Origin of the sequence: Kangiella koreensis DSM 16069, from assembly GCF_000024085.1 — a bacterium.
GTDB lineage: Bacteria > Pseudomonadota > Gammaproteobacteria > Enterobacterales > Kangiellaceae > Kangiella > Kangiella koreensis.
In genome coordinates, this window is sequence record NC_013166.1 from 1,319,095 (window position 1) to 1,339,713 (window position 20,619).

At 42.8% G+C, this 20,619-nt stretch carries 25 protein-coding genes; 17 read left to right on the top strand and 8 right to left on the bottom strand.

Annotation, left to right across the window (positions count from 1 at the left end; genetic code table 11):
* Positions 1-77: 77 nt before the first annotated feature.
* From trhP to KKOR_RS06170, 7 genes are all read right to left on the bottom strand, one after another.
* Entirely contained in the window at positions 78-1,394 is a 1,317-nt protein-coding gene (gene trhP / locus KKOR_RS06140; protein WP_012801153.1) for a prephenate-dependent tRNA uridine(34) hydroxylase TrhP, read from the bottom strand.
* A gap of 21 nt (positions 1,395-1,415) precedes the next feature.
* Positions 1,416-2,240 (bottom strand): phenylalanine 4-monooxygenase, encoded by an 825-nt coding sequence (gene phhA / locus KKOR_RS06145; protein ID WP_012801154.1) that lies wholly within the window; start codon positions 2,238-2,240, stop codon positions 1,416-1,418.
* Between the two features lie 4 nt (positions 2,241-2,244).
* Entirely contained in the window at positions 2,245-2,790 is a 546-nt protein-coding gene (locus tag KKOR_RS06150; RefSeq protein WP_012801155.1) for a VOC family protein, read from the bottom strand.
* A 22-nt stretch (positions 2,791-2,812) separates the two neighbouring features.
* Positions 2,813-3,883 (bottom strand): 4-hydroxyphenylpyruvate dioxygenase, encoded by a 1,071-nt coding sequence (gene hppD / locus KKOR_RS06155; RefSeq protein WP_012801156.1) that lies wholly within the window; start codon positions 3,881-3,883, stop codon positions 2,813-2,815.
* Positions 3,884-4,094: 211 nt separating this feature from the next.
* Complete coding sequence (locus KKOR_RS06160) at positions 4,095-4,838, bottom strand: HesA/MoeB/ThiF family protein (RefSeq protein WP_012801157.1); 744 nt, start codon at positions 4,836-4,838, stop codon at positions 4,095-4,097.
* Positions 4,839-4,921: 83 nt separating this feature from the next.
* The gene (locus tag KKOR_RS06165; protein WP_012801158.1) at positions 4,922-5,377 is read right to left on the bottom strand and encodes an MgtC/SapB family protein; all 456 of its coding nucleotides are present in this window, start codon (positions 5,375-5,377) and stop codon (positions 4,922-4,924) included.
* A 36-nt stretch (positions 5,378-5,413) separates the two neighbouring features.
* The gene (locus KKOR_RS06170; protein WP_012801159.1) at positions 5,414-6,328 is read right to left on the bottom strand and encodes a pirin family protein; all 915 of its coding nucleotides are present in this window, start codon (positions 6,326-6,328) and stop codon (positions 5,414-5,416) included.
* Between the two features lie 155 nt (positions 6,329-6,483).
* Between KKOR_RS06170 and KKOR_RS06175 the strand changes: the two genes are divergently transcribed.
* The 11 genes from KKOR_RS06175 to KKOR_RS06225 all read left to right on the top strand — a co-directional run bounded on the left by KKOR_RS06175 (position 6,484) and on the right by KKOR_RS06225 (position 15,990).
* Positions 6,484-7,239, top strand: coding sequence for an SDR family NAD(P)-dependent oxidoreductase (locus tag KKOR_RS06175; RefSeq protein WP_012801160.1), 756 nt, complete (start codon positions 6,484-6,486; stop codon positions 7,237-7,239).
* A gap of 194 nt (positions 7,240-7,433) precedes the next feature.
* Positions 7,434-7,754, top strand: coding sequence for a hypothetical protein (locus KKOR_RS06180; protein ID WP_012801161.1), 321 nt, complete (start codon positions 7,434-7,436; stop codon positions 7,752-7,754).
* A 72-nt stretch (positions 7,755-7,826) separates the two neighbouring features.
* On the top strand, positions 7,827-8,819 hold the full coding sequence (locus tag KKOR_RS06185) for a Kelch repeat-containing protein (protein ID WP_012801162.1): 993 nt from the start codon (positions 7,827-7,829) through the stop codon (positions 8,817-8,819).
* A 17-nt stretch (positions 8,820-8,836) separates the two neighbouring features.
* Positions 8,837-9,217 carry a VOC family protein gene (locus KKOR_RS06190; protein WP_012801163.1) on the top strand — a complete coding sequence of 127 codons (381 nt, stop codon included), beginning with the start codon at positions 8,837-8,839 and terminating at the stop codon, positions 9,215-9,217.
* Positions 9,218-9,268: 51 nt separating this feature from the next.
* Entirely contained in the window at positions 9,269-10,594 is a 1,326-nt protein-coding gene (locus KKOR_RS06195) for an APC family permease (protein ID WP_012801164.1), read from the top strand.
* Between the two features lie 68 nt (positions 10,595-10,662).
* On the top strand, positions 10,663-11,472 hold the full coding sequence (locus KKOR_RS06200; protein ID WP_012801165.1) for a PhzF family phenazine biosynthesis protein: 810 nt from the start codon (positions 10,663-10,665) through the stop codon (positions 11,470-11,472).
* The gene (gene egtB / locus KKOR_RS06205) at positions 11,465-12,790 is read left to right on the top strand and encodes an ergothioneine biosynthesis protein EgtB (RefSeq protein WP_012801166.1); all 1,326 of its coding nucleotides are present in this window, start codon (positions 11,465-11,467) and stop codon (positions 12,788-12,790) included. Before KKOR_RS06200 ends, egtB begins: the two co-directional genes overlap by 8 nt.
* A gap of 27 nt (positions 12,791-12,817) precedes the next feature.
* Positions 12,818-13,759 (top strand): L-histidine N(alpha)-methyltransferase, encoded by a 942-nt coding sequence (gene egtD / locus KKOR_RS06210; RefSeq protein ID WP_012801167.1) that lies wholly within the window; start codon positions 12,818-12,820, stop codon positions 13,757-13,759.
* Between the two features lie 13 nt (positions 13,760-13,772).
* Entirely contained in the window at positions 13,773-14,063 is a 291-nt protein-coding gene (locus tag KKOR_RS06215) for a hypothetical protein (RefSeq protein WP_012801168.1), read from the top strand.
* A 6-nt stretch (positions 14,064-14,069) separates the two neighbouring features.
* Positions 14,070-14,504, top strand: a complete 435-nt coding sequence (locus KKOR_RS06220) for a YqaA family protein (protein ID WP_012801169.1) — start codon at positions 14,070-14,072, stop codon at positions 14,502-14,504.
* Positions 14,505-14,583: 79 nt separating this feature from the next.
* Positions 14,584-15,990 carry an amidohydrolase family protein gene (locus KKOR_RS06225; RefSeq protein WP_012801170.1) on the top strand — a complete coding sequence of 469 codons (1,407 nt, stop codon included), beginning with the start codon at positions 14,584-14,586 and terminating at the stop codon, positions 15,988-15,990.
* 50 nt (positions 15,991-16,040) lie between these two features.
* Here the strand turns inward: KKOR_RS06225 and KKOR_RS06230 are convergent, their stop codons facing one another.
* Positions 16,041-16,484 (bottom strand): DoxX family protein, encoded by a 444-nt coding sequence (locus KKOR_RS06230; protein WP_012801171.1) that lies wholly within the window; start codon positions 16,482-16,484, stop codon positions 16,041-16,043.
* A gap of 123 nt (positions 16,485-16,607) precedes the next feature.
* On the opposite strand from KKOR_RS06230, the gene KKOR_RS06235 reads away from it, so the two are divergent.
* The 6 genes from KKOR_RS06235 to KKOR_RS06260 all read left to right on the top strand — a co-directional run bounded on the left by KKOR_RS06235 (position 16,608) and on the right by KKOR_RS06260 (position 20,603).
* On the top strand, positions 16,608-17,516 hold the full coding sequence (locus KKOR_RS06235; protein ID WP_012801172.1) for a LysR family transcriptional regulator: 909 nt from the start codon (positions 16,608-16,610) through the stop codon (positions 17,514-17,516).
* Between the two features lie 85 nt (positions 17,517-17,601).
* Positions 17,602-19,041, top strand: a complete 1,440-nt coding sequence (locus KKOR_RS06240; protein ID WP_012801173.1) for a serine hydrolase — start codon at positions 17,602-17,604, stop codon at positions 19,039-19,041.
* Between the two features lie 6 nt (positions 19,042-19,047).
* Positions 19,048-19,428: a DUF6249 domain-containing protein gene (locus tag KKOR_RS06245; protein WP_012801174.1), complete on the top strand. Its 381-nt coding sequence runs from the start codon at positions 19,048-19,050 to the stop codon at positions 19,426-19,428.
* A gap of 5 nt (positions 19,429-19,433) precedes the next feature.
* The gene (locus KKOR_RS06250) at positions 19,434-19,961 is read left to right on the top strand and encodes an RNA polymerase sigma factor (RefSeq protein ID WP_012801175.1); all 528 of its coding nucleotides are present in this window, start codon (positions 19,434-19,436) and stop codon (positions 19,959-19,961) included.
* A complete protein-coding gene (locus tag KKOR_RS06255) occupies positions 19,951-20,178 on the top strand; it encodes a hypothetical protein (protein WP_012801176.1) in 228 nt (75 codons plus the stop codon). Before KKOR_RS06250 ends, KKOR_RS06255 begins: the two co-directional genes overlap by 11 nt.
* Positions 20,179-20,327: 149 nt before the next feature.
* On the top strand, positions 20,328-20,603 hold the full coding sequence (locus KKOR_RS06260) for an OadG family protein (protein WP_012801177.1): 276 nt from the start codon (positions 20,328-20,330) through the stop codon (positions 20,601-20,603).
* The last annotated feature ends 16 nt before the right edge of the window (positions 20,604-20,619 follow it).

Consider the following 20,619-nt stretch of genomic DNA (forward strand, 5'->3'; position numbering starts at 1 on the left):
CGACTTTGACATATGTCAATAAAAGCATTCTTAATGCATCTTTAGGTGTAAACCAATATCCACAGCTTCTTATCGGTTTACAAATTTTTCATCAGCAATGACATAGAATCAATATTAGCCGTTTTGACACTCTCAGGCAGTCTCAAAACCACTCTATGACCGGAGCCTGGGGCCACATCCATAGACTGTCCCTTGATGTTTTCCATATCATTGAGTTGGAAATACTGATTGCCATTGGGAGTCATCAATTCAAGCGTATCGCCAATTTCAAAACGGTTTTTGACTTCTACGGTTATCGAGTCGTCCGATTTTTCACTGATTTCACCCACGAAGAGTTGTCGGTCGCGTAGGGAGTTTCCGGTTTCGTAATTCTGATACTCATCATGCACATGACGACGATAGAAACCTTCGGTGTAACCGCGGTGGGCCAGTTTTTCCAGCTCATCCATCAGTTGCATATTGAATGGTTTTCCTGCGACTGCATCATCAATGGCTTGTCGATAGACTTGGGCGGTTCGAGCCACATAATAGTGTGATTTGGTGCGGCCTTCGATTTTAAGTGAGTCGATGCCCATACGGGTAAATTGGTCCACATGCTGTACCGCACGCAAATCTTTGGAGTTCATGATGTAGGTGCCATGCTCATCTTCAAATACTGGCATGTATTCGCCCGGACGTTCTTTCTCCTGTAGTAAAAAGACTGACTGTTGATCGACGGTTTGTACCGCTGGTTCTGGTTGGCTAACGGCGATAATATCGCCGGAGTCAGTTTCAGTTGCTTCATGAAGGTCATATTTCCAGCGACAAGCATTAGTACAAGTGCCCTGATTGGGATCGCGATGGTTAAAATAACCTGATAATAAACAACGTCCGGAATAAGCCATACATAAAGCGCCATGGACAAATACTTCAAGCTCCATTTCAGGGCAGTGAGTTTTGATTTCTCCTATTTCTTTAATAGACAATTCACGAGATAAAATGACGCGCTTGATGCCTTGCTGATACCAGAATTTAACCGTCGCATAGTTGGTGGCGTTGGCTTGAACCGACAGATGCACTTCTTGTTCCGGATAAGCCTCGCGAACCATCATAATCAGACCCGGATCGGACATAATTAATGCATCCGGCTTTAAGGCTATGACTTCCTTAATGTCATTCATGAAGGTTTTGATTTTGCTGTTATGAGGGGCGATATTACTGGCTATGTAGAATTTCTTGCCTTGCGTATGCGCTTCTTCAATACCAATCGCAATATTGTCCAGTCCAAAATCATTATTGCGAACGCGCAAACTGTAGCGAGGCTGCCCGGCATAAACCGCATCTGCGCCATAGGCAAATGCATAACGCATATTTCTTAATGTCCCGGCAGGGGACAGTAGTTCAGGTATTTTCATAGTGTGTTAGTTATAGAGTGATTAGCAGTCGTGTTCGTTTCTAGGAAGTTCAGCCTTTGCCGTAATCTCTTTTGGTGGAAAGTTCGGCTCAAAATCACCGAGCTCAATGGCCTGATGAATATGCTCGATAATATTGCTATCCATGATTTTATAGATATCTTCAAATTGCTTAATAATGAAATAAGTGGTTTGCAGAATATCAATTCGATAGGGAGTTCTAAGCGCTGTCATAAGCTCAAATGGTTTGCGCACTGGCTTGTCACTTTCCAAGCTGTAAACCGTTTCTTCAGTAGAAGACAAAATACCGGCACCATAGATTTTTAAATCATCGCTTGCTTGCTGAATTAAGCCAAACTCAACCGTAAACCAAAACACACGAGCGAGATAGACTCTCTCTTGCTTGGATGCAGCCAGACCAAGCTTGCCATAGTTCTCAACAAAGCTGGCAAACACAGGATTGGTCAGAAGAGGGCAGTGACCATAGATTTCATGGAAAATATCCGGCTCCTGCAAGTAATCAATTTCTTCGCGAGTACGAATAAAGATTGCAGCAGGGAATTGCTTATTGGCTAATAGCTCAAAGAATTTACCAAAAGGAATCAATGCTGGCACTGCAGCCACTTCCCAGCCAGTTTCTTTGCGTAGAACACGGTTAATATCCGGTAACTGCGGAATACTGTTGCTGGACATTTTTAGCCGCTCGAAGCCTTCCAAATAAGCATCGCAAGCACGGCCTTTGATAAGCTCCATCTGTCGCTTATAAAGTATTTCCCAGGTGCCGTTCTCTTCTTCGGTATAGGCAACAAAGCCATTCTGGTCAGGAGTTTTTGCTTGATAGGCGGTCATAAAACTAAACCTCTACCTCTTCGAACTCGCTACTGTGTAACCAGTCTGCATGTTTAGGCGCTTGCTTGGTGCGACTCCATTCTTCCAGCATGTCCCACTTCACTGCGTCCAGTTTTTTCATCATGTCATCAGTGGCAGTAATGCAGGTCAGTTCTAATCGGTGACCATTAGGATCGAAGAAATAAATCGACTTGATGATCTCATGGTTGGTTGGACCGAGAACCTCAACACCATGTGCTTCAATTTCCTTCTTTGCTTCCATCAGGGCATTTTCGTCTTTAACCCGCAAAGCAATATGTTGTACCCATTCTGGTGTGTTCGGGTCTTTGCCCATCTCTGGTGAGTTAGGTAATTCAAAGAAGGCCAGGATATTGCCATTACCCGCATCCATAAACAAATGCATGTAAGGATCGGGTTCTTTGGTGGAAGGAACTCGATCTTCGGCAATCGCCAGAATAAAATCCATGTTCAAGACTTTGGTGTAAAACTCGACCGTTTCTTTAGCATCTTTGCAGCGGTAGGCTACGTGGTGAATTTGTTCTATTTTCATTATCAGTTCCTCAGCTCTCAGTTTAAAGCACGCCACGCTTCTGTTGATCACGTTCAATTGACTCAAAGAGTGCCTTGAAATTGCCTTCGCCAAAACCAAGATTATTGGCACGCTGGATGATCTCAATAAAGATTGGACCAAACAGGTTCTTAGTGAATATTTGTAAAAGATAGGAATCCGCATCACCATCTACCAATACTTGATGATCCTGAATTCGTTGATGGTCTTCACGAACATTAGGCACTCGATCGAAAACGGTTTTGTAGTAGTCTTCGTGGATATCCAGTGTATCAATCACCGAATGATCCAGTTTGTCCAGTGAAGCTAAAATATCATTGGTTTCAAAAGCAATGTGCTGCACACCAGGGCCATTATATTCGCGCAGGTATTCGTCAATCTGATTGCGGTCGTCGCCTTTGCCTTCATTGATGGGGATGCAGAAACTTCCATCGGGTGAACGCAGTGCATAGGAAATCAAAGCGGTTTCTTTGCCTTTGATATCGAAGTAACGAACTTCGGTAAAGCCAAAAACATTTTTATAAAAGTCTGCCCACTCTTGCATGGTCCCTTTATAAACATTGTTAGTCAGATGATCGATACGCAAGAAGCCTTTGTTTTCAACGATGACAGGCTCTTTTAAATCTTCAAAGTCCTGCTCGTAAATAGAACCTGGCTTATTCTTTGAAGCAGCGAAAGTATCAATGAAATAAATCAGGCTATCACCAATACCGTAAATAGCAGGGTAGGGAAGATCTGTGTCTTCAGGTTTGGCAGCTGTAGCGCCGCGGTCAACCGCAATCGACAAAGCCTGTTCGGCATCATCAACACGCCAACCCATCGAAGCAATTGCAGGGCCATGGCTTTTAGCAAACTCGCGAGAGAAGCCAGAACGCTCCTGATTAATCAAAAAGTGGATATCATTTTGATTATAATAATAGATATCTTTTCCCTTAAGTTTCTTAACCTTAGAAAAACCAAAAGCCTCGAAAACTTTTTCCATATAATCGCTATCAGGACTCGCAAACTCGGTAAATTCAATACCGCGCAGTCCTAAATAATTCTGGTTGTCAGAATGCTCAGTCATATCTGCCATAACAAAGGCCCCATTAATTCAGCTATAAGAATGTGAGCGTAAGAGTAACGGCAAGCGAGCGAAAAGCTCTTGACCTGGATCAAGCTGTAGTTAGAAAAGAAGATAATGAAGAGGAGGTAAGACCTGAGATGAAGTTTCTAGTGAGTGCTCTGCTTTAGGGACAACTCATGAGTCCCTTATGGGGCAGACCCTTGTCCCTACTATCAATAACCTATAAGCCACAAACCTCACATGCAGGGTCTTTTGTAATTTTCATGTCCTTAAAGCTGGCATTTAATCCATCATAAACCAGTAGGCGACTATCCAGAGTCTTGCCAATGCCCATTAAAGTTTTCAAGACCTCTGTTGCTTGTAAGGAACCTATAACACCAACCACTGGCGCTAATATTCCCTGGTCCTCGCAGCTTTCATCATTGAATTGGTCAGCCTGATATAAGCAGTGATAACAGGCAGAACCTGGTGTTTGATTAAATACAGCAACTTGCCCTTTAAAACGAATCGCTGTGCCTGACACTAAAGTTTTACTATGCTGTACGCAGGATTCATTCAGAGCAAAACGAGTGGCGTAATTATCAGAACAATCCACAACCAAGTTAGCATTGGCAACCGCATCATCCAGCACTTTTCCATCCAAGTGCTGCTCAATGGTTGTGATTTTTATCCAGGGATTTAAGTTTTCCAAGGTAGTTTTAGCGGACGATACTTTCGGGTCACCAATTGATTCGAGACTGTGCACAATCTGTCGCTGTAAGTTCGATTGCTCGACGGCGTCATGATCGGAAAGGATAAGGTTTCCAACGCCTGCGGCAGCGAGATACATGGCAACGGGCGAGCCTAATCCCCCCATGCCAACAATCAATACAGTGCTTTCTTTCAGTTTGCTCTGACCTACCTCGTCAACCTCAGGAAGGATGATATGGCGGCTGTAGTGGATAAGTTCTTTTTGAGTAAGCATGGAGGTTTTAAATCAAACCAGAAATCAAAGTGGCGACATTATCACATATATCCGAGTGCTTTTTTATCATCAAATATTAATCGTTAAGATTGTTCTTCGGGTTCTGTATCGCCATTTTTAACCACTTTTTTGGCGTTGTAACCAAAGTGTAGGGTGAGGTATGTAATAATACTAATCAGTAGAGCTACTTCATAACGATTATAAGCCACCGCGATACCAATGGCGCCTGTAGCCCAAATGCTAGCTGCAGTAGCTGTACCGCTTACATGGTCGTCATTTTTTAAAATAGCGCCGCCGCCAATAAAGCCGATACCGGTAATTATGCCCGCCACCACGCGCGCTTCGGGTTCAGCACCATTGAATATATCCATACCTATCAGCACGAAGCCACAGGCTGCGATGCTCACCAGCGGAAAAGTACGTAAACCAGCACCGCGAGCCTTGGCTTCGCGATTCAGTGCAATCGGCAATGCAAGGATATACGCAGCAGCCAGGGTAATACTGTGCATGCCTACTAAAGTCCAATTAATATCAATCATTTAAGACTCCTTTTTAAAGCTTTTACTTAATTATTTTCATTCTGGTAGCGGGATAAACTCTAACTCATCACCCGGTACTTTGGGGTATTTACCATCTTTCCAGTCTTGCTTAGCTTGCTCGATACGCTCCTTGCGGCTGGAAACGAAGTTCCACTCAATGTAGCGCTTACCCAAATGTTCGCCGCCAACCAGCGCCACGCGGCTGGATTTGATAGCCGTCACCGTTAAATCTTGCTTACCACTTAAAATGGCCATGGAATGTTCTTCAATGGTTACACCATCAATTTCCACTTCACCCTCAACTACATACAGGCCCCGTTCTTCAGTGTTGGGTAGTTTCAGGCTTTGTTCGTGATCCATTCTGGCTTCGAGGTAAATGGTCTTGGCAAATGTTTTTACTGGCGAGGTTTTGCCATAAGCGCTGCCCATCATAACTTTAACAGTGACACCATCCACCTCAAGCTCAGGAATATCTGCGCTAGGGTAATGATAAAAAGCGGGATCGATTTCTTCATCTTTTTCAGGCAATGCCAACCATAACTGTAATCCGTGCAATTGATGCATTGAATCAGTGAGCTCGCGGCGCTCTCGCTCTGAATGAACAATACCTTTACCGGCCACCATCAAATTAATATCACCCGGACGAATGGCCTGTTCGCTACCTAAAGAATCACGATGCAGGATTTCGCCAGCAAATAAGTAGGTAACGGTAGCAAGGTTGATGTGAGGATGAGGGCGGACATTGACACCCTGACCGGGCTGGAACACAGCAGGGCCCATGTGGTCAAAGAAAACCCAGGGGCCAATCTGCTTCTGCTCTGTTGTGGGAATCGAACGACGTACCGTAAATTCGCCTAAATCCTTGTCTCGCGGTTTGATAACTCGCTCAATTGCTGAGCATGGCTTTTCCTGGCATTGAGTCTCTAATTCGTTCTTAGCAAGATTACTCATATTCTTCTCTCCTTAAGCATTTGCAATGAATCAATCCTATCGGATCAGCATACCCTTTACTATATCGTAAAATCGGTTCATAAGTTGATATATGTCAATATTGCGATATCGAGTGGTGTTATTGTTAACCAAAGCAATATCAGGAGAAAAGGAATATGAATGCACCATCAAAAGTGGCCCTGGTTACAGGCGGTAGCGCAGGAATTGGCAAAGCAATCGTAGAGTCATTCGCGGCGCGTGGCGACACCGTTGTGATCAGCGATGTTGATCAGGATAGAGGTGAAAAACTGGTGGACAGTATTCGCCAGAAAGGTGGCGATGCTTTGTTTGTTAAAAATGATGTGTCAGATCTTGAATCAGTTAAACAGCTTTTCGAAACCATTAAAGACCGTTACGGACGACTGGATTATGCGATCAACAACGCAGGTATTGAGGGCGAGCAAAACGAAACCGCCGACTGCACCTTTGAAAACTTCGACCGCACCATAAAAGTGAATCTCTATGGCGTTTTCTATGGCATGAAACATGAATTGGACATTATGCGTGAGCAGGGCAGTGGTGTTATTGTTAATATATCCTCAATTGCCGGTGAAGTAGGTTTCATGAACCTTCCTGCCTATTGCGCCTCAAAAGGCGGCGTTATTCAGCTCACCAAAACCGCAGCCCTCGAATACGCAGCGCGTAACATTCGCGTTAACGCAATCTGCCCCGCAGTTATCATGACCGAAATGGTTGAACGTATCACCAACCACGACCCAGCAGTTCAGGCAGAATTTGCCAAACTACAACCCATGGAACGTACCGGCACACCACAAGAAATCGCCGACAGCGTCATGTGGCTCTGCTCAGACAAATCCAGCTTCGTCACCGGCCAAGCCATTAATATCGACGGCGGTTATCTGGCACGGTGAATAACCGAATCAACACCCCTAAGCGTTAGTCGCAATTATGCCTGTTTGCTGAAAAGCTCACAGGCATTTTTTTATTGCAATTCATAATAAGCAGTCTAGTATTTGCTTTTGTGGGGTGCCTAAAAAAGATCTTTCGTAGGGTGCGTCGCGACGCACCATGATAGGTATAACTTAATAACGACTCGAGAATAATTATGAATAGAAAAGTCATTGTGTTGTTAGTTGTATTGTTGACGGCTTGTTCGATTGATAAAGAAATTGTGTTGACGCCTAATGACTGTGGCCCGCTAGCTAGAGGTGAGCTTGGGGTGGTTTTTAGCGCTCAAAACAGCAATGGCCAACAAATGTACTTTGTAGAAGGTGCTGCTGGGGATATTTGCCCACGGCTAATGTCAGCTGGCTCAGTCACTGGTTTTGAGTCGAACTACTGCGATAACTACGAGCCATTAAGTAAAAATGAGTGCGACTCTATAAAAGTATTTACGATTACTAGCTTAAACTCACTGCAAGAATAATAGTTAAACGGTACCCTTAGGGCAGGATCTGCGTCACGACGCACCGTACATAACACGTAGGAGAAATTTACCATGCTCTCACGCCGTACTTTTTTAAAAGGTTCTTTGCTTTCAGCAACTGCTTTAAGCTTACCTGCTTTTGCTAAGTGGGAAACTAAGGCTTCGCTGCCGTTTAATGTGCAGGAGATCTATCCAGCTGTGCACAAAGGTAAGATTTATGTGGCGGGCGGTTTGACAGTAAAGAACAATGAACTTGAAGTACTGTCAGATGTGGTCGCTTATGACCCTGCCGCGGATACATGGGAACAGTCGATTGCTTTACCCGAACCAAGGCATCATCCTTTTCTGATTTCTCATAATGACAAACTATTCGCATTTAGCGGTTTTACAGTTTCCGAGCGCGGCAGCTGGACGGGTAGTCGAGATTTATTGGTTCTTGATGAAGACAACAATCGTTGGCGCGAATATCCTAATCATATGAGCTATCCGCTGTGCGAAACAGTCGGGGCATCTATCAACGGACGCATCCATTTAGCCAGCGGTAGACGACCCAAGGGTTCTAGCAACGGCAATTGGGGCGATCATGCTGACGCCAGTAGCCACAAAGTGCTTGATCCTTCTAGCATGACCTGGGATTGCGCGCATCCAATTCCTACTGCACGTAACAGCGCGGCAGGAGCATATATCAACGACCTTTGGCACGTCATTGGCGGACGCACCGTAGAGGGCGGTAATCTTGCTACTCACGAAGTTTATGATTACAAAGCTGACAAATGGCACAGTCGTGCACCATTGCCACAAGCGCAAGGTGGACTCGCCGCGGCAGTTCTGGGAGAGCACATTTACGTATTCGGCGGTGAGTATTTCGATAATGGTGGAGGCGTCTATAAAAAAGTCTGGCAATATTCACCACAAGAAGACAAGTGGCAACACATAGACGACATGCCAGTACCGCGACACGGTTTAGGAGCAGTAACACTCGAAGAGAGTATCTTCGTTGTTGCAGGGGCAACTCAGGCAGGCGCTAAAGGTACCAGCAATCGTTTGTCAGTATTTAAATTATAATTTCGAAAGGATTTATCATGACTTCACAAGTTTCGACTATTAAACAAATCGCAATAACAGTAAGCGATGTTGATAAGGCTCTAGCTTTTTACCGTGACATTTTAGGTTTGGATTTTTTGTTTAGTGCAGGCCCTAATCTTGCTTTTCTTAATGCCGATGGTATTCGAATCATGTTAAGCACACCGCAAGGTGCAGGAGCCGTTGGTGCCAATTCCATTCTTTATTTTAATGTTAAAGATATTGAGACAGTTTACAGAGAATTTGTAGAGCAGGGTGCTAAAAGTGAGCGTGAGCCACAACTTGCTGCCAATATGGAAGACCATGATCTATGGACGGGTTTTCTGCGAGATCCGGATGATAATTTAGTTGGGCTTATGGAGGAAAAGGCTCGAGGTTGAAAATTTATCTCATTCACGTAGGCTGTTTGAAAACAGATTGTTGGAGTCTGCATGAGTGATTCTAAAAAGTCGCTAACGTTACTAGGCGCTGTTTCGATGGGTACGGGTGTCATGATTGGCGCCGGTATTTTTGCGTTAACGGGGCAAATCGCTGAGTTAGCTAACGCTCTGTTCCCGCTGGCCTTTCTTGCTGGCATGATGGTCACCAGTATTTGCGCCTATTCCTATATCAAGCTCTCACAAAACTATCCTTCTTCCGGCGGCATCGCCATGTTTCTGCAAAAGGCTTACGGAAAGGGTGCTACCACAGCAATTTTTGCGTTATTGATGTTCTTTTCCATGATCATCAATCAAAGCCTGGTTGCTAGAACATTCGGTACTTACACATTACAACTCTTTGAGATTGAACAATTGGGGCAATGGGCGGTTCCTTCGCTGGGTGCTGCGTTACTGGTATTCGCCTTTCTGATTAACATTGTCGGTAATAAATATATAGAAAGGCTATCGGTGGTAATGGCTTTTATTAAGGCTGTTGGACTTTTTCTTTTAGCACTTGGAGGTTTATGGGCGGCAGGGTTTGATTTTAATAGTCTGTTTGATACCGCTAATCGTTCTCAGCTGACAGACAAGTTAGATATTGATCCGTCTTGGGGTTTCATCTCTGCGGTTGCTTTGAGTGTTTTAGCCTATAAAGGTTTTACCACAATCACTAATAGTGGTGATGAGCTTGAGGAACCTAAAAAGAATATTCCCAGAGCTATCGCCATTGCAATAGGGATCTGTACCTTCGTTTATTTGCTGGTGGCAGTTTCAGTTAGCAGCAACCTCAGTATTCCAGAGATTGTTTCCGCTCGTGATTACTCCCTTGCAGAAGCTGCCAAACCAGCGTTTGGCGAATGGGGCTTAACCATTACCGTTTTGTTTGCAATAGTCGCAACGGTGTCCGGAGTTATTGCTAGTATCTTTGCGGTATCTCGAATGCTGACCATGCTCACTAAGATGAAACTGGTGCCTCATAGCCACTTAGGTATGCCTGGCAGTATTCAAAAGCATAATGTGGTTTACACTGTCGTTATTGCGATATTTCTGACTTTGTTTTTTGACCTGAGTCGGATTGCTTCGATGGGGGTGATTTTTTATATCATCATGGATATTGCCATTCATTGGGGAGTGTTGGTTAAGCTGCGAAAAGATGTTGGTGCAAATCCATTAATTGTTTTAACCGCCATTGCGCTGGATGCCCTTATCCTTTCTGTATTTCTTTGGATTAAATGGCAAATGGATCCCTTTGTCATCTGGGCCAGTTTGATTGGACTTAGTTTAATTATCATTGGCGAGCTGTTTTTTCTACGAGTTCATAGAAATAAAAACCAATAAAATCATAGTCTTGAATAATACCTATAATCCAGTAGGCTAGGAGTTGTATTTAATAGCTGAGGGAGTTTATGCAGGAATTAGAGGGTAAAAGGGTTTTTCATATATCTGTTTTCAGTGGTGACTTTCATGGCAAACTGTTTGCAGGTACTGAGGCTTTAGTTTTTTTAGAGGACGAAGCGCTATCGAGCGAAGAAATGCAATCTATCGCCAAGCGCAAGGATATTCCGGCTACCTGTTTTGTGTGGCCATCTGATAATAGTTCAAGATTTCATATCCGTTTTTATAATCCCCAAACCGAAATTCAGTTGTGTGGGCATGGCTTGTTGGCGGCTGCACAAGTTGTTAATGATACAGCTGATGTCGAGCAGCCAATCGAATTTATCACCCAATCTTCACAAATCAAAACTAAAATAGATGATGAGCAGAAACTTTGGATCGGCTTTGATGTGATTGAGTCTGAGCCAGTCGATATTCCGGTATGGGCTGAAGATTTTTGTAACATTAAACCGGTTAGTGCATCTAAAGTTGGTCCCAGCAATGGTTACTGGATCTTTGAGTGGCCACAGGACTTTGATTTAACCGAGCTTGCAATCAACTTTGATAAGCTGACATTCGCTACAGAGCGAGCCTTGATAGCAACCACTCAATCGCAAGCTAAGGGTTTTGATTATGATCTTCGCTATTTCGCACCACAGCACGGGGTTAATGAAGATAAGGCCACCGGCTCAGCTAACCGAGTGTTAGCCAGTTATTGGAAAAGTAAGCTGAATCAACGTAAATTTAAGGCTAGGCAGCTTTCAGCAGAGGGCGCTGTTATTGAAGTGGAGTGCGAGAACGGCGTTGTATGGATTTCAGGAAAGGTCACTATTAATGCTTGATCAGGTCAAAGAAGAATCGTCAACTGAGCTTGTTGAACAAGTTCTTTCTGATTTTGTTGCCATTCGGTTTTTTACCGAGCAGCTGTGTGAGCTATTAAAACCTGAAGATTACAATCTACAAGCCATTGCTGAAACCAGTCCTGCAAAATGGCACCTTGCCCATACCAGCTGGTTTTTCGAAACCTTTATCCTCAAGAAATTTGATTCAGACTTCAGTCCCTTTAATGAGCGCTACGAATATCTGTTCAACTCCTATTACAACGCCATTGGAGAGCAGTTTCCGCGCCCACAGCGAGGTCTTTTGTCGCGTCCTTCCGTAGAAGAAATCTATGAATATCGAAAGCATGTTACCGAACAGGTAAAAGACTTTGTTAAATCCTTGGCTCAAGCTCAAGATAAGCGACTTAACGAAGTGTTGAGTTTGATCGTCCTAGGTAACAACCATGAGCAGCAGCATCAGGAGCTATTATTAACTGACCTGAAATACAACTTGTTTCAGAATCCGTTGTTGCCAGCTTATCGTACTAGTGACCAGCTTGTTGCTCAAAATGAGCAAGTCTTGCCGATTGAATGGATTCGATTTGATGAAGAACTTGTGTCTGTCGGTACTGATATTAACAATGAGCCAGTTACACAAACTGACTTCGCCTATGATAATGAAACCCCACAGCATAAATTCTATCGTCATCAGTTTTCAGCTGCTAATCGTCTAACAACTAATGGCGAATATTTGGAGTTTATAGAGCAGGGAGGTTATCAAGATTCTCAGTATTGGTTGAGCGATGGTTGGGATACAGTCAGAGAGCACCAATGGCTAGCACCGCTCTATTGGTTTAAAAAAAATGATGATTGGTTTGTATATACCCTGGATGGAGTAAAACCGCTCAATCTTAACGAGCCTGTTGCGCATGTCAGTTATTATGAAGCTGATGCCTTTGCGCGCTGGAGCGAAGCGCGCCTACTGACAGAGCAAGAGTGGGAATCGATTGCTGGAGAACCTCAACTTGACTCAAACTCGTTTAACCTGGTCGATAATGAACTGCTACATCCTGTTGCCGCAACTGGAAACAGTGGCTTGCAACAGTTGTTTGGTGATGTGTGGGAATGGACCTCAAGTTCTTATTCCGCTTACCCTAGATTTAAGCCAGCCTCAGGAGCGGTTGGCGAATACAATGGCAAGTTTATGTGTAACCAATATGTATTGAGAGGCGGTTCATGCGTCACCAGTCGCAACCATATTCGCAAAACATACCGTAATTTTTTCTATCCCGAGGCGCGTTGGCAGTTTAGTGGTATTCGATTAGCTCGTGACTTATAAATAATCATTTCAAATTAGGGCAGAACAATGAACGTAAAAGAAGCGTCCATAAGCAAAGAACAACAAGATATTCTTGACGGTCTGAGCGCTGAACAAAAATTCATTAATCCAAAATACTTCTATAATCATCGCGGCTCAAAACTATTTGAAAAGATAACCCAGCTTGAAGAGTATTACCCTACGCGAACGGAACTTGGAATTTTGCAGAGTAAGTCGAAAGAGATTGCCGAACTTATTAGTCCAGACTCAATTATCATCGAACCTGGCGCAGGAAACTGCACTAAGATCGAATACCTACTGACGGATATCCATCCTAATGTGTATGTGCCACAAGATGTTTCAGAAGAGTTTTTACAAAAATCTGCCGAACGATTATCAGAGCGCTATCCATGGTTAGAGGTTTATCCAATCGCCAGCGACTTCTCAGATCCGATTGAACTACCTGAAGTCTATCAACACTTCGCCAAGCATGTGTTTTATCCCGGCTCAACCATCGGTAACTTTGAGCCAGAAGACGCAATCGCTTTTTTAAAGGAAATGCATAAGCTTGTTGGAAGCAATGGCGGTATCCTGCTCGGTGTGGACTTACACAAAGATAATGAAACACTTCATGCCGCCTATAATGACGAGCAAGGTGTTACCGCGGAATTCAACCTCAACACTTTACGACACATTAACCAAATTCTTGAAGCTGATATCAACATCAATCAGTTTGAACATCACGCCCTTTATAATTCTGAACAGCAACGAATAGAAATGTACCTGCGAAGTAAATCAGGCCAAGGATACAACATACTTGGTCAGAGCATAGAAGTCGCAAAGGGAGAGCTGATACACACCGAGCACTCCTATAAATACACACTGGACGGTATCGAAGAACTTGCCGAAAAATCTGGCTTTGAATTACAAAAAAACTGGCTTGATGAAGAAGAATTGTTTAGTGTTAGCTACCTTTCAAGTAAAAACTAAAAAAGACTATTAAATGAAAAAGTTGCTGCTAATAATTATCGCGATATTTTTTTTAGTTGGATGTTCAGAATCATACGAGTCAAATGGCTTATTTATAGAGGTGGCTCAAGAAGGGTGCTTCGTTAATAAAGAAAAAGTTGATGATATTGAAGCTTTTCTTCTGGATGTTTCTAACCCAGAAGCTGTCGAAATCTACCTCCATGCTGAAACTGGTGTCAGCGCAGCAAAGGTACTTCATGTTCTTGATTTAGCCAAAGAACTGGGCTTTAAGGAAATTAGTGTTTTTACTCCAATCATTCAGTAGTATCTAATGGAATACTTCGCCGAACTTGGCTATGTCGGGCTTTTTATTGCCGCATTTCTTGCCGCCACTATCCTGCCACTCAGCTCTGAGCTTGTTTTAACGGCTTTACTTTTCAAAGGCTTATCCCCAGAACTTCTTGTTCTCGTTGCTACAATCGGTAATGTTCTCGGTTCTTTAACCAATTATGGGCTAGGTTACTGGGCGAGTAAGACGGTAATCCAGAAGTGGTTAAGGATGTCAGAAAGTGAGTTTGTGCGTGCCGAGGAACGATTTAAGAAATACGGCATAGTCGCTTTGCTATTTGCCTGGGTTCCTGTTATTGGCGATCCACTCACAGTGATGGCCGGTATTTTACGCATTCGATTACTATGGTTTCTGATACTGGTAACCCTTGGTAAGTTCCTGCGCTATTACTTTCTGGCTACTTTGATATTGTCCTAATCACAGTTGGCCCACTTCGCTTGCTTCAATGAATTAATAGGGATAAGGTAAATCGTCTAATAAATACGTGGGGGTAATAATGATACGTTCTCGATTCCTTTCTGTATTACTGGTTCTGCTCCTGGGACCGTTTTTTTCTTTCAATGCTACAGCAGAAAAATATGCCTTAAAAGGCGGGCGCTTAATTGATGGTTATGGCGGACCCCCCTTAGCCAATAGCATCATTCTTGTTGAAAACGACACTATTAAAGCGGTTGGCCAAGTAGGGCAATTGGAAATACCAGAAGGCTACAAAATAGTATCAACCGAGGGCATGGATGTATTGCCCGGACTATGGGAAAGCCATGCTCACCTGATGTTGAACGGGCATGCTGATTATAGTCATTGGCAACCAACCTATCGTGAGCGCCAGGTTGATGAGATTATGCCAGCCAGTGCTGTGCAATTATTGCTTGCAGGTGTTACTAGCGCACGTGACTTAGGTGCAAATCTTGAGGATTCAATTGAAGTTAAACGACAGATAGAGAAAGGTGAGATTGCAGGTCCTAATTTATTTGTTTCAGGACCATTTTTACAGTACGAACCTTACCCAGGATCTGAGCACTACCGCTGGGGAGTCAAAACAGTCCGTGAAGCCAAACAGAAAGTACGCCAACTAGCTAAGGCTGGCGTTGATATGATTAAGCTGGTGGATCAGGATCAAATGGAGCTGGAAGTGGCTCAAGCCATAGTCGACACAGCTCATGAAAATAACTTAAAAGTTATTGGTCATTCACATCGACCTGAAGAAATCCGAGTAGGCTTAAAAATTGGTGTCGATAATTTCGAGCATACCGGCCTAACGACAGCGCCAGAATACCCCGAAGATGTCATGAAGCTTTTAAAAGAACGTACCGCGACCGGACGAGTTGCAGGTGGCCCTTTATTCTGGACACCAACCGTTGAAGGTCTTTATCAATATCCAGAACTCATAAAAAATCCAGAGCGCTTAGATAATACTTGTTGGCATCGAGGCTTAAAGCCTGACACTATCAAAGACATCAAAGCATCATTAACCGATCCTGGCAAACTGGATTACATGCAGCTAACACCATTACGTCAACCGACATTGAAAAGAAAAATTGCTCAGTTAAATGAAGCCGGGGTTGTGTTTTTGGTTGGTACTGATAGTGGCATCCCAACAAAATTTCATTGCCAAAGTACCTGGAATGAAATGGCGGTATTAACTAACGATATGAATATGCCTGCGATGAATATCATTCGTTCAGCAACCTACTGGCCAGCAGTCATGATGGGTGTTCAAGATCGCTTAGGCAGTATCACAGCTGGCAAACAAGCCGACATTATAGCTGTAGAAGGCGATGTTTTACGTTATATGAATCTAATATCAGACGTAGATTTTGTCATGAAAGACGGAGTGATTTATCGACAGGATGGACAGGTTAATGAGGAAAAACTAGCACCGAAACAACGTTTGAAACCTTAATTAACTTTTGACAATACACCTACTCAATTGAGTTGAGTAGGTGCTTATTTTTACTGATTTTTTACCTTAACAATAGAATCGACAGACAGCTTGCCTGCACCAGAAATGACCAACGATATAGATGCTGCTAGCAAGATTAAGGCAAATTCATAGCCGTTATTGCTGACAAATAGGCCATTACCAATGTGAACGGTCATGGCCATCAGCATAGTAAAAGCTGTTACAACTGCTGCAGGTCGTGTTAATAGTCCAAGGATCAAGGCTAAGCCGCCAAAAAACTCCGCACTACCTGCTAAAAGCGCCATCCAATAGCCAGGTTCAAAACCAACACTGGCCAGCCATTGGCCAGTGCCTTCCAGACCATAACCGCCAAACCAGCCGAACAGTTTTTGCGCACCATGAGCTAATAGAATAATACCAAGTGGCACTCGAAGAACTAGCGGGGCCCAACTTGGATTCTTGACAAATAAATGTGTTAATAATGTGTTTTTCATACTCACTCTCCAGTAAATAGCTATAAATTAAGTTGACGAGTTAATATTACTCTTAACTATATTGGTGATAAATGCTATTTTTATTGAATTATTGTAAACAGCATGTTGATAAAGAGAAGCGTTATGGACAAGCTAGATTTAATGCAGGCGTTTATTTCGGTAGTCCAGCAGGGTTCCTTTACCTCCGCGGCTGAACAACTGGGAACATCAACTCAGCTCGTCAGTAAGTATGTGTCACAGCTTGAATCGGATCTAAAAGTTCGATTACTGCATCGAACCACTAGGAGCGTAACTGTAACTGAAGCCGGACAGGCATATCTCGAGAGAGCCCAACAAATACTATCAGATATAGAAACTCTTGAAGGCTCTATAAAAGAAGAAGGTGATGAACCAAGAGGCCGCCTGAGAATTAGTGCACCCATGTCATTCTCTACACTCCATCTAGGAAAGCTTCTCGCGGAGTACCAGCAGCAATACCCAGAAGTTACCATCGACCTTCAGCTGAATGACCGTAAAGTTGATATCGTTGAAGAAGGGTTTGATCTGGCAATTCGTATTGGTGATCTCGAAAGCTCATCACTAATAGCTCGAAAAATTGCACCCATACAATTGGTTATGTGTGCTTCGCCTGACTATTTACACCAACATGGAGAACCACAATCCTTAGAGGAACTGAAAGGGCATCGTTATCTGCATTACAGTTACAGGAATGAGGATTTGCCAGCACTAGTATCAACCCAATCAGCAAGCATGGTTCTTAACAGGCAAAAAGGAAGCATCGCTGCAAACAATGGAGAAGTACTGGCTAAGGCTGCCGTAGCAGGCGCTGGAATTGTTTTGCAACCCACATTTATAGTCGGCCCTTATATTGCACAGGGAAAGCTGAAACCAATTCTTAAACAACACCAACAGGAGCCGCTGGGATTATATGCAGTCTATCCACACCGAAAATACTTATCAGGCAAGGTTCAAAGTTTTATCGATTATTTACAATCCTGTTTTGGTGACAAACCGTATTGGGATAATTATTAGTCTTATTCATATTAATTTTCATGTCTCAAATCCAAACTAAGACTCCAGTGCATCTAATAGGTACAACACTTAGGAGTTTTAATTCATGAAATTGATAATCTATAAAATGTTATGTGGTCTTATGCTTGTTGCATCGATGCATCAAACGAGCGCCTTAAGTTTAGCTGAGGAGCTTACACAGCAAGACGCGGAGTTCTTCCAAAGAGGCTTTAATGAATGTGATATTGACTATCTGCAGCAGCATGTCAGTAAGGATTTAGTGTTCTATCATGACCAGGGAGGCATCCAACACAAATCTAATTTTATGAGCAGTGTGCTTAACAATATCTGTTCAAACCATGATGAAAAACCTATTAGAAAGCTTGTTGAAGGTTCTATTGAAACATTCCCTCTGTATAAAAATGGCAAACTTTATGGCGCTATCCAGCAGGGTGAACATGAATTTTATATTAGAAAAGTAGGCTACACAGATAGGCTAACCAGTACCGCTAAGTTCACGCACGTCTGGTTAAAAGACAATGACCAATGGCTGCTATCGAATGTTTTAAGCTATGACCATGTGTCCCCCGATACTGATGGGTTTATAGAAACGCTATTAGTTGATAGTAAGGTCCCAGCTTTAGGGATAGGCGTCATTGAGGCTGGCAAGATTAAAAGCATCAAAGCCTATGGTGAGCGTAAAAAAGGTGAGCCAGCCACTGAAGATACAATCTTCAAAGTCGCATCACTGACAAAACCCATCGTAGCCTTTGTTGCTTTAAAACTAGTGGGCGAGGGTAAATTAGAACTTGATGAGCCACTGCATCCTTATTGGGTTGACCCTGATCTGGTGGACGATAATCGTCACAAGCTGTTAACGGTTAGACATGTTCTAACCCATCAAACCGGTTTTGATAATTGGCGCTGGATGAATACAGAAAAAACGCTTAAATTTAACTTCACTCCAGGCACTCAGCATCAGTATTCAGGAGAAGGCTTTGAGTATTTACGCAAAGCACTAGAGAGTAAGTTTGATACGACAATTGAAGAGTTGGCACAACAATACTTATTTACCCCTGCAGGAATGACGGATACTCACTTTTGGTGGGATGACAGTGTGGACGAGGAGCGCTATGCATATAATCATGATGAAAATGGGCAGCAAATAAAGCTGGAAAAATATTACACAGCCAATGCTGCAGCAAACTTATTGACTACCGTGGGTGATTACACAAGATTCTTAATTTATATGATGGAGCAGTCTTCTAAAAATCCAGAGCTATACAACAACATTATTTCTAAACAGATCGACATAGGGGAAAATCATCACTTTGGTCTGGGCTGGGAAATGTTTACCGGCTTTTCTAATGATGAGTTTGCTCTATTACATACAGGCAGGGATCCCGGGGTAAATACTCTGGCAATGTTCTTTCCAAACAGTAACAATGGCTATGTGATTTTTATGAATGGTGATAATAGTATGCCTATCTTAGAGCATATATTAACCACTCTATACTTAGGACACGAACTCTGGCAAAGGCGTTAATGAATTATGAATAATGATATTGTAGAAATAATGGTTCCAGCAATAGTCTTTTCGACTATTGCTATCCTGGCGATTTCATTGTTGCTGTATAAATATAAAATTAAAAGACTGTTCCTGAACACAACTCAGGATAGTCTCCAGCACAATCCTGACATCACTCCAGAAGTGATAAGAGAGATCGCTAATCAAGTATTACGACCAAGCAGCGATATTAAGAAAGGGCTGCTACTCATCGGTTTTTCAGCAGCAATATTAGTGGGCTCATTCATTGCAGACTTTCCTGACAACGGAAATATGGACTTAAATGATCTGATTAATGGTATTGCGGCATTTCCTGGTGTAATGGGAATAGTGTTTCTATTATTAGCCAAGTTTGATAAAAACTAAATCATATGAAGAATGCTTCTACAGAGCATCTGATAGTGATCTGCCAAACCACCGGTGACCAACACGCTTTCAATGAATTGTTCGCACGGCACGATCAGGCCCTGAAATTATTTCTGTATCATCGTCTTGGTAGCGATAATATTGATGATATTGTTCAGGAGACTTACGTCAAAGCCTTTCTCAAGATCAAGCAGTTCGATGGCAAATCGAAGTTTACCACCTGGTTATATCGGATTGCTTTTAACGAGTTCTTGCAGTTAAAACGCAAGACTTCGATATTCACGCGCTTAAAAGAAAGATGGCAGTCCGACAGTGAGAGGCTTTTAAGCAGCAAGGACAGCTCATCCATATACATAGACGCTCAAAGAGAAATAGAACGATTAAGCAGCATCCAGCAACAGGTGTTTGTCTACGCGGAGTTATACGAACATTCGCACACAGAAATATCCGAACTGCTAAAGATTCCGCTAGGAAGCGTTAAAACTTATCTCAAACAGGCCAGAGAACAGATCAGAGTACAGGATGATGTATAAACTAAAATTCAGACATAAGCTAAAGCTAGCACTGCATCAGTATAAACGAGCAATCATACTGTTAGTTGCATTCTTAGTAACATCAGCGATCATGTTAGCGGTATTCAGCAGTAGCGAATTTATGGCCATACCAGGCCTATACGGTATCGACTCAGCAAGTCTGGTTATCGGACTCGGGGGCCTAGCGGTTATTTGCTTACTGGTGTATTTGGATTAAATTCAATACGCCTGCAATTGATTAATTCTATAACCCTTGCTTATTTGACAAAAGTATCCGCGCTTGATTAACTGCATTCCACTTGAATGCGTACTAAACTAGTAAAACTATAGTTGTATTAATTGTATTGTGTTAATAAAGAGGCTCTCATGAATGAACTAATAAGCGGTTTATCGTTAATGCTGGTTGGCATGACAACGGTATTTTGTTTTTTAACATTGCTGGTTATTTGTATCCATATTTCCTCAAAAGTCATTAACCGCTTTTGGCCTGAAGCATTGCCCTCAACAACAGGTTCAACAGGGCCTTCAACACAGCGAAATACATCTACTGATGATGAAATCGTAGCGGCAATCACCTCAGCCGTTCATCAATACCGTAATAGAGAATATCGTAAAAAAGATAGTCGTAAAAAACATCAATAAATCGTACGCTCAGCTA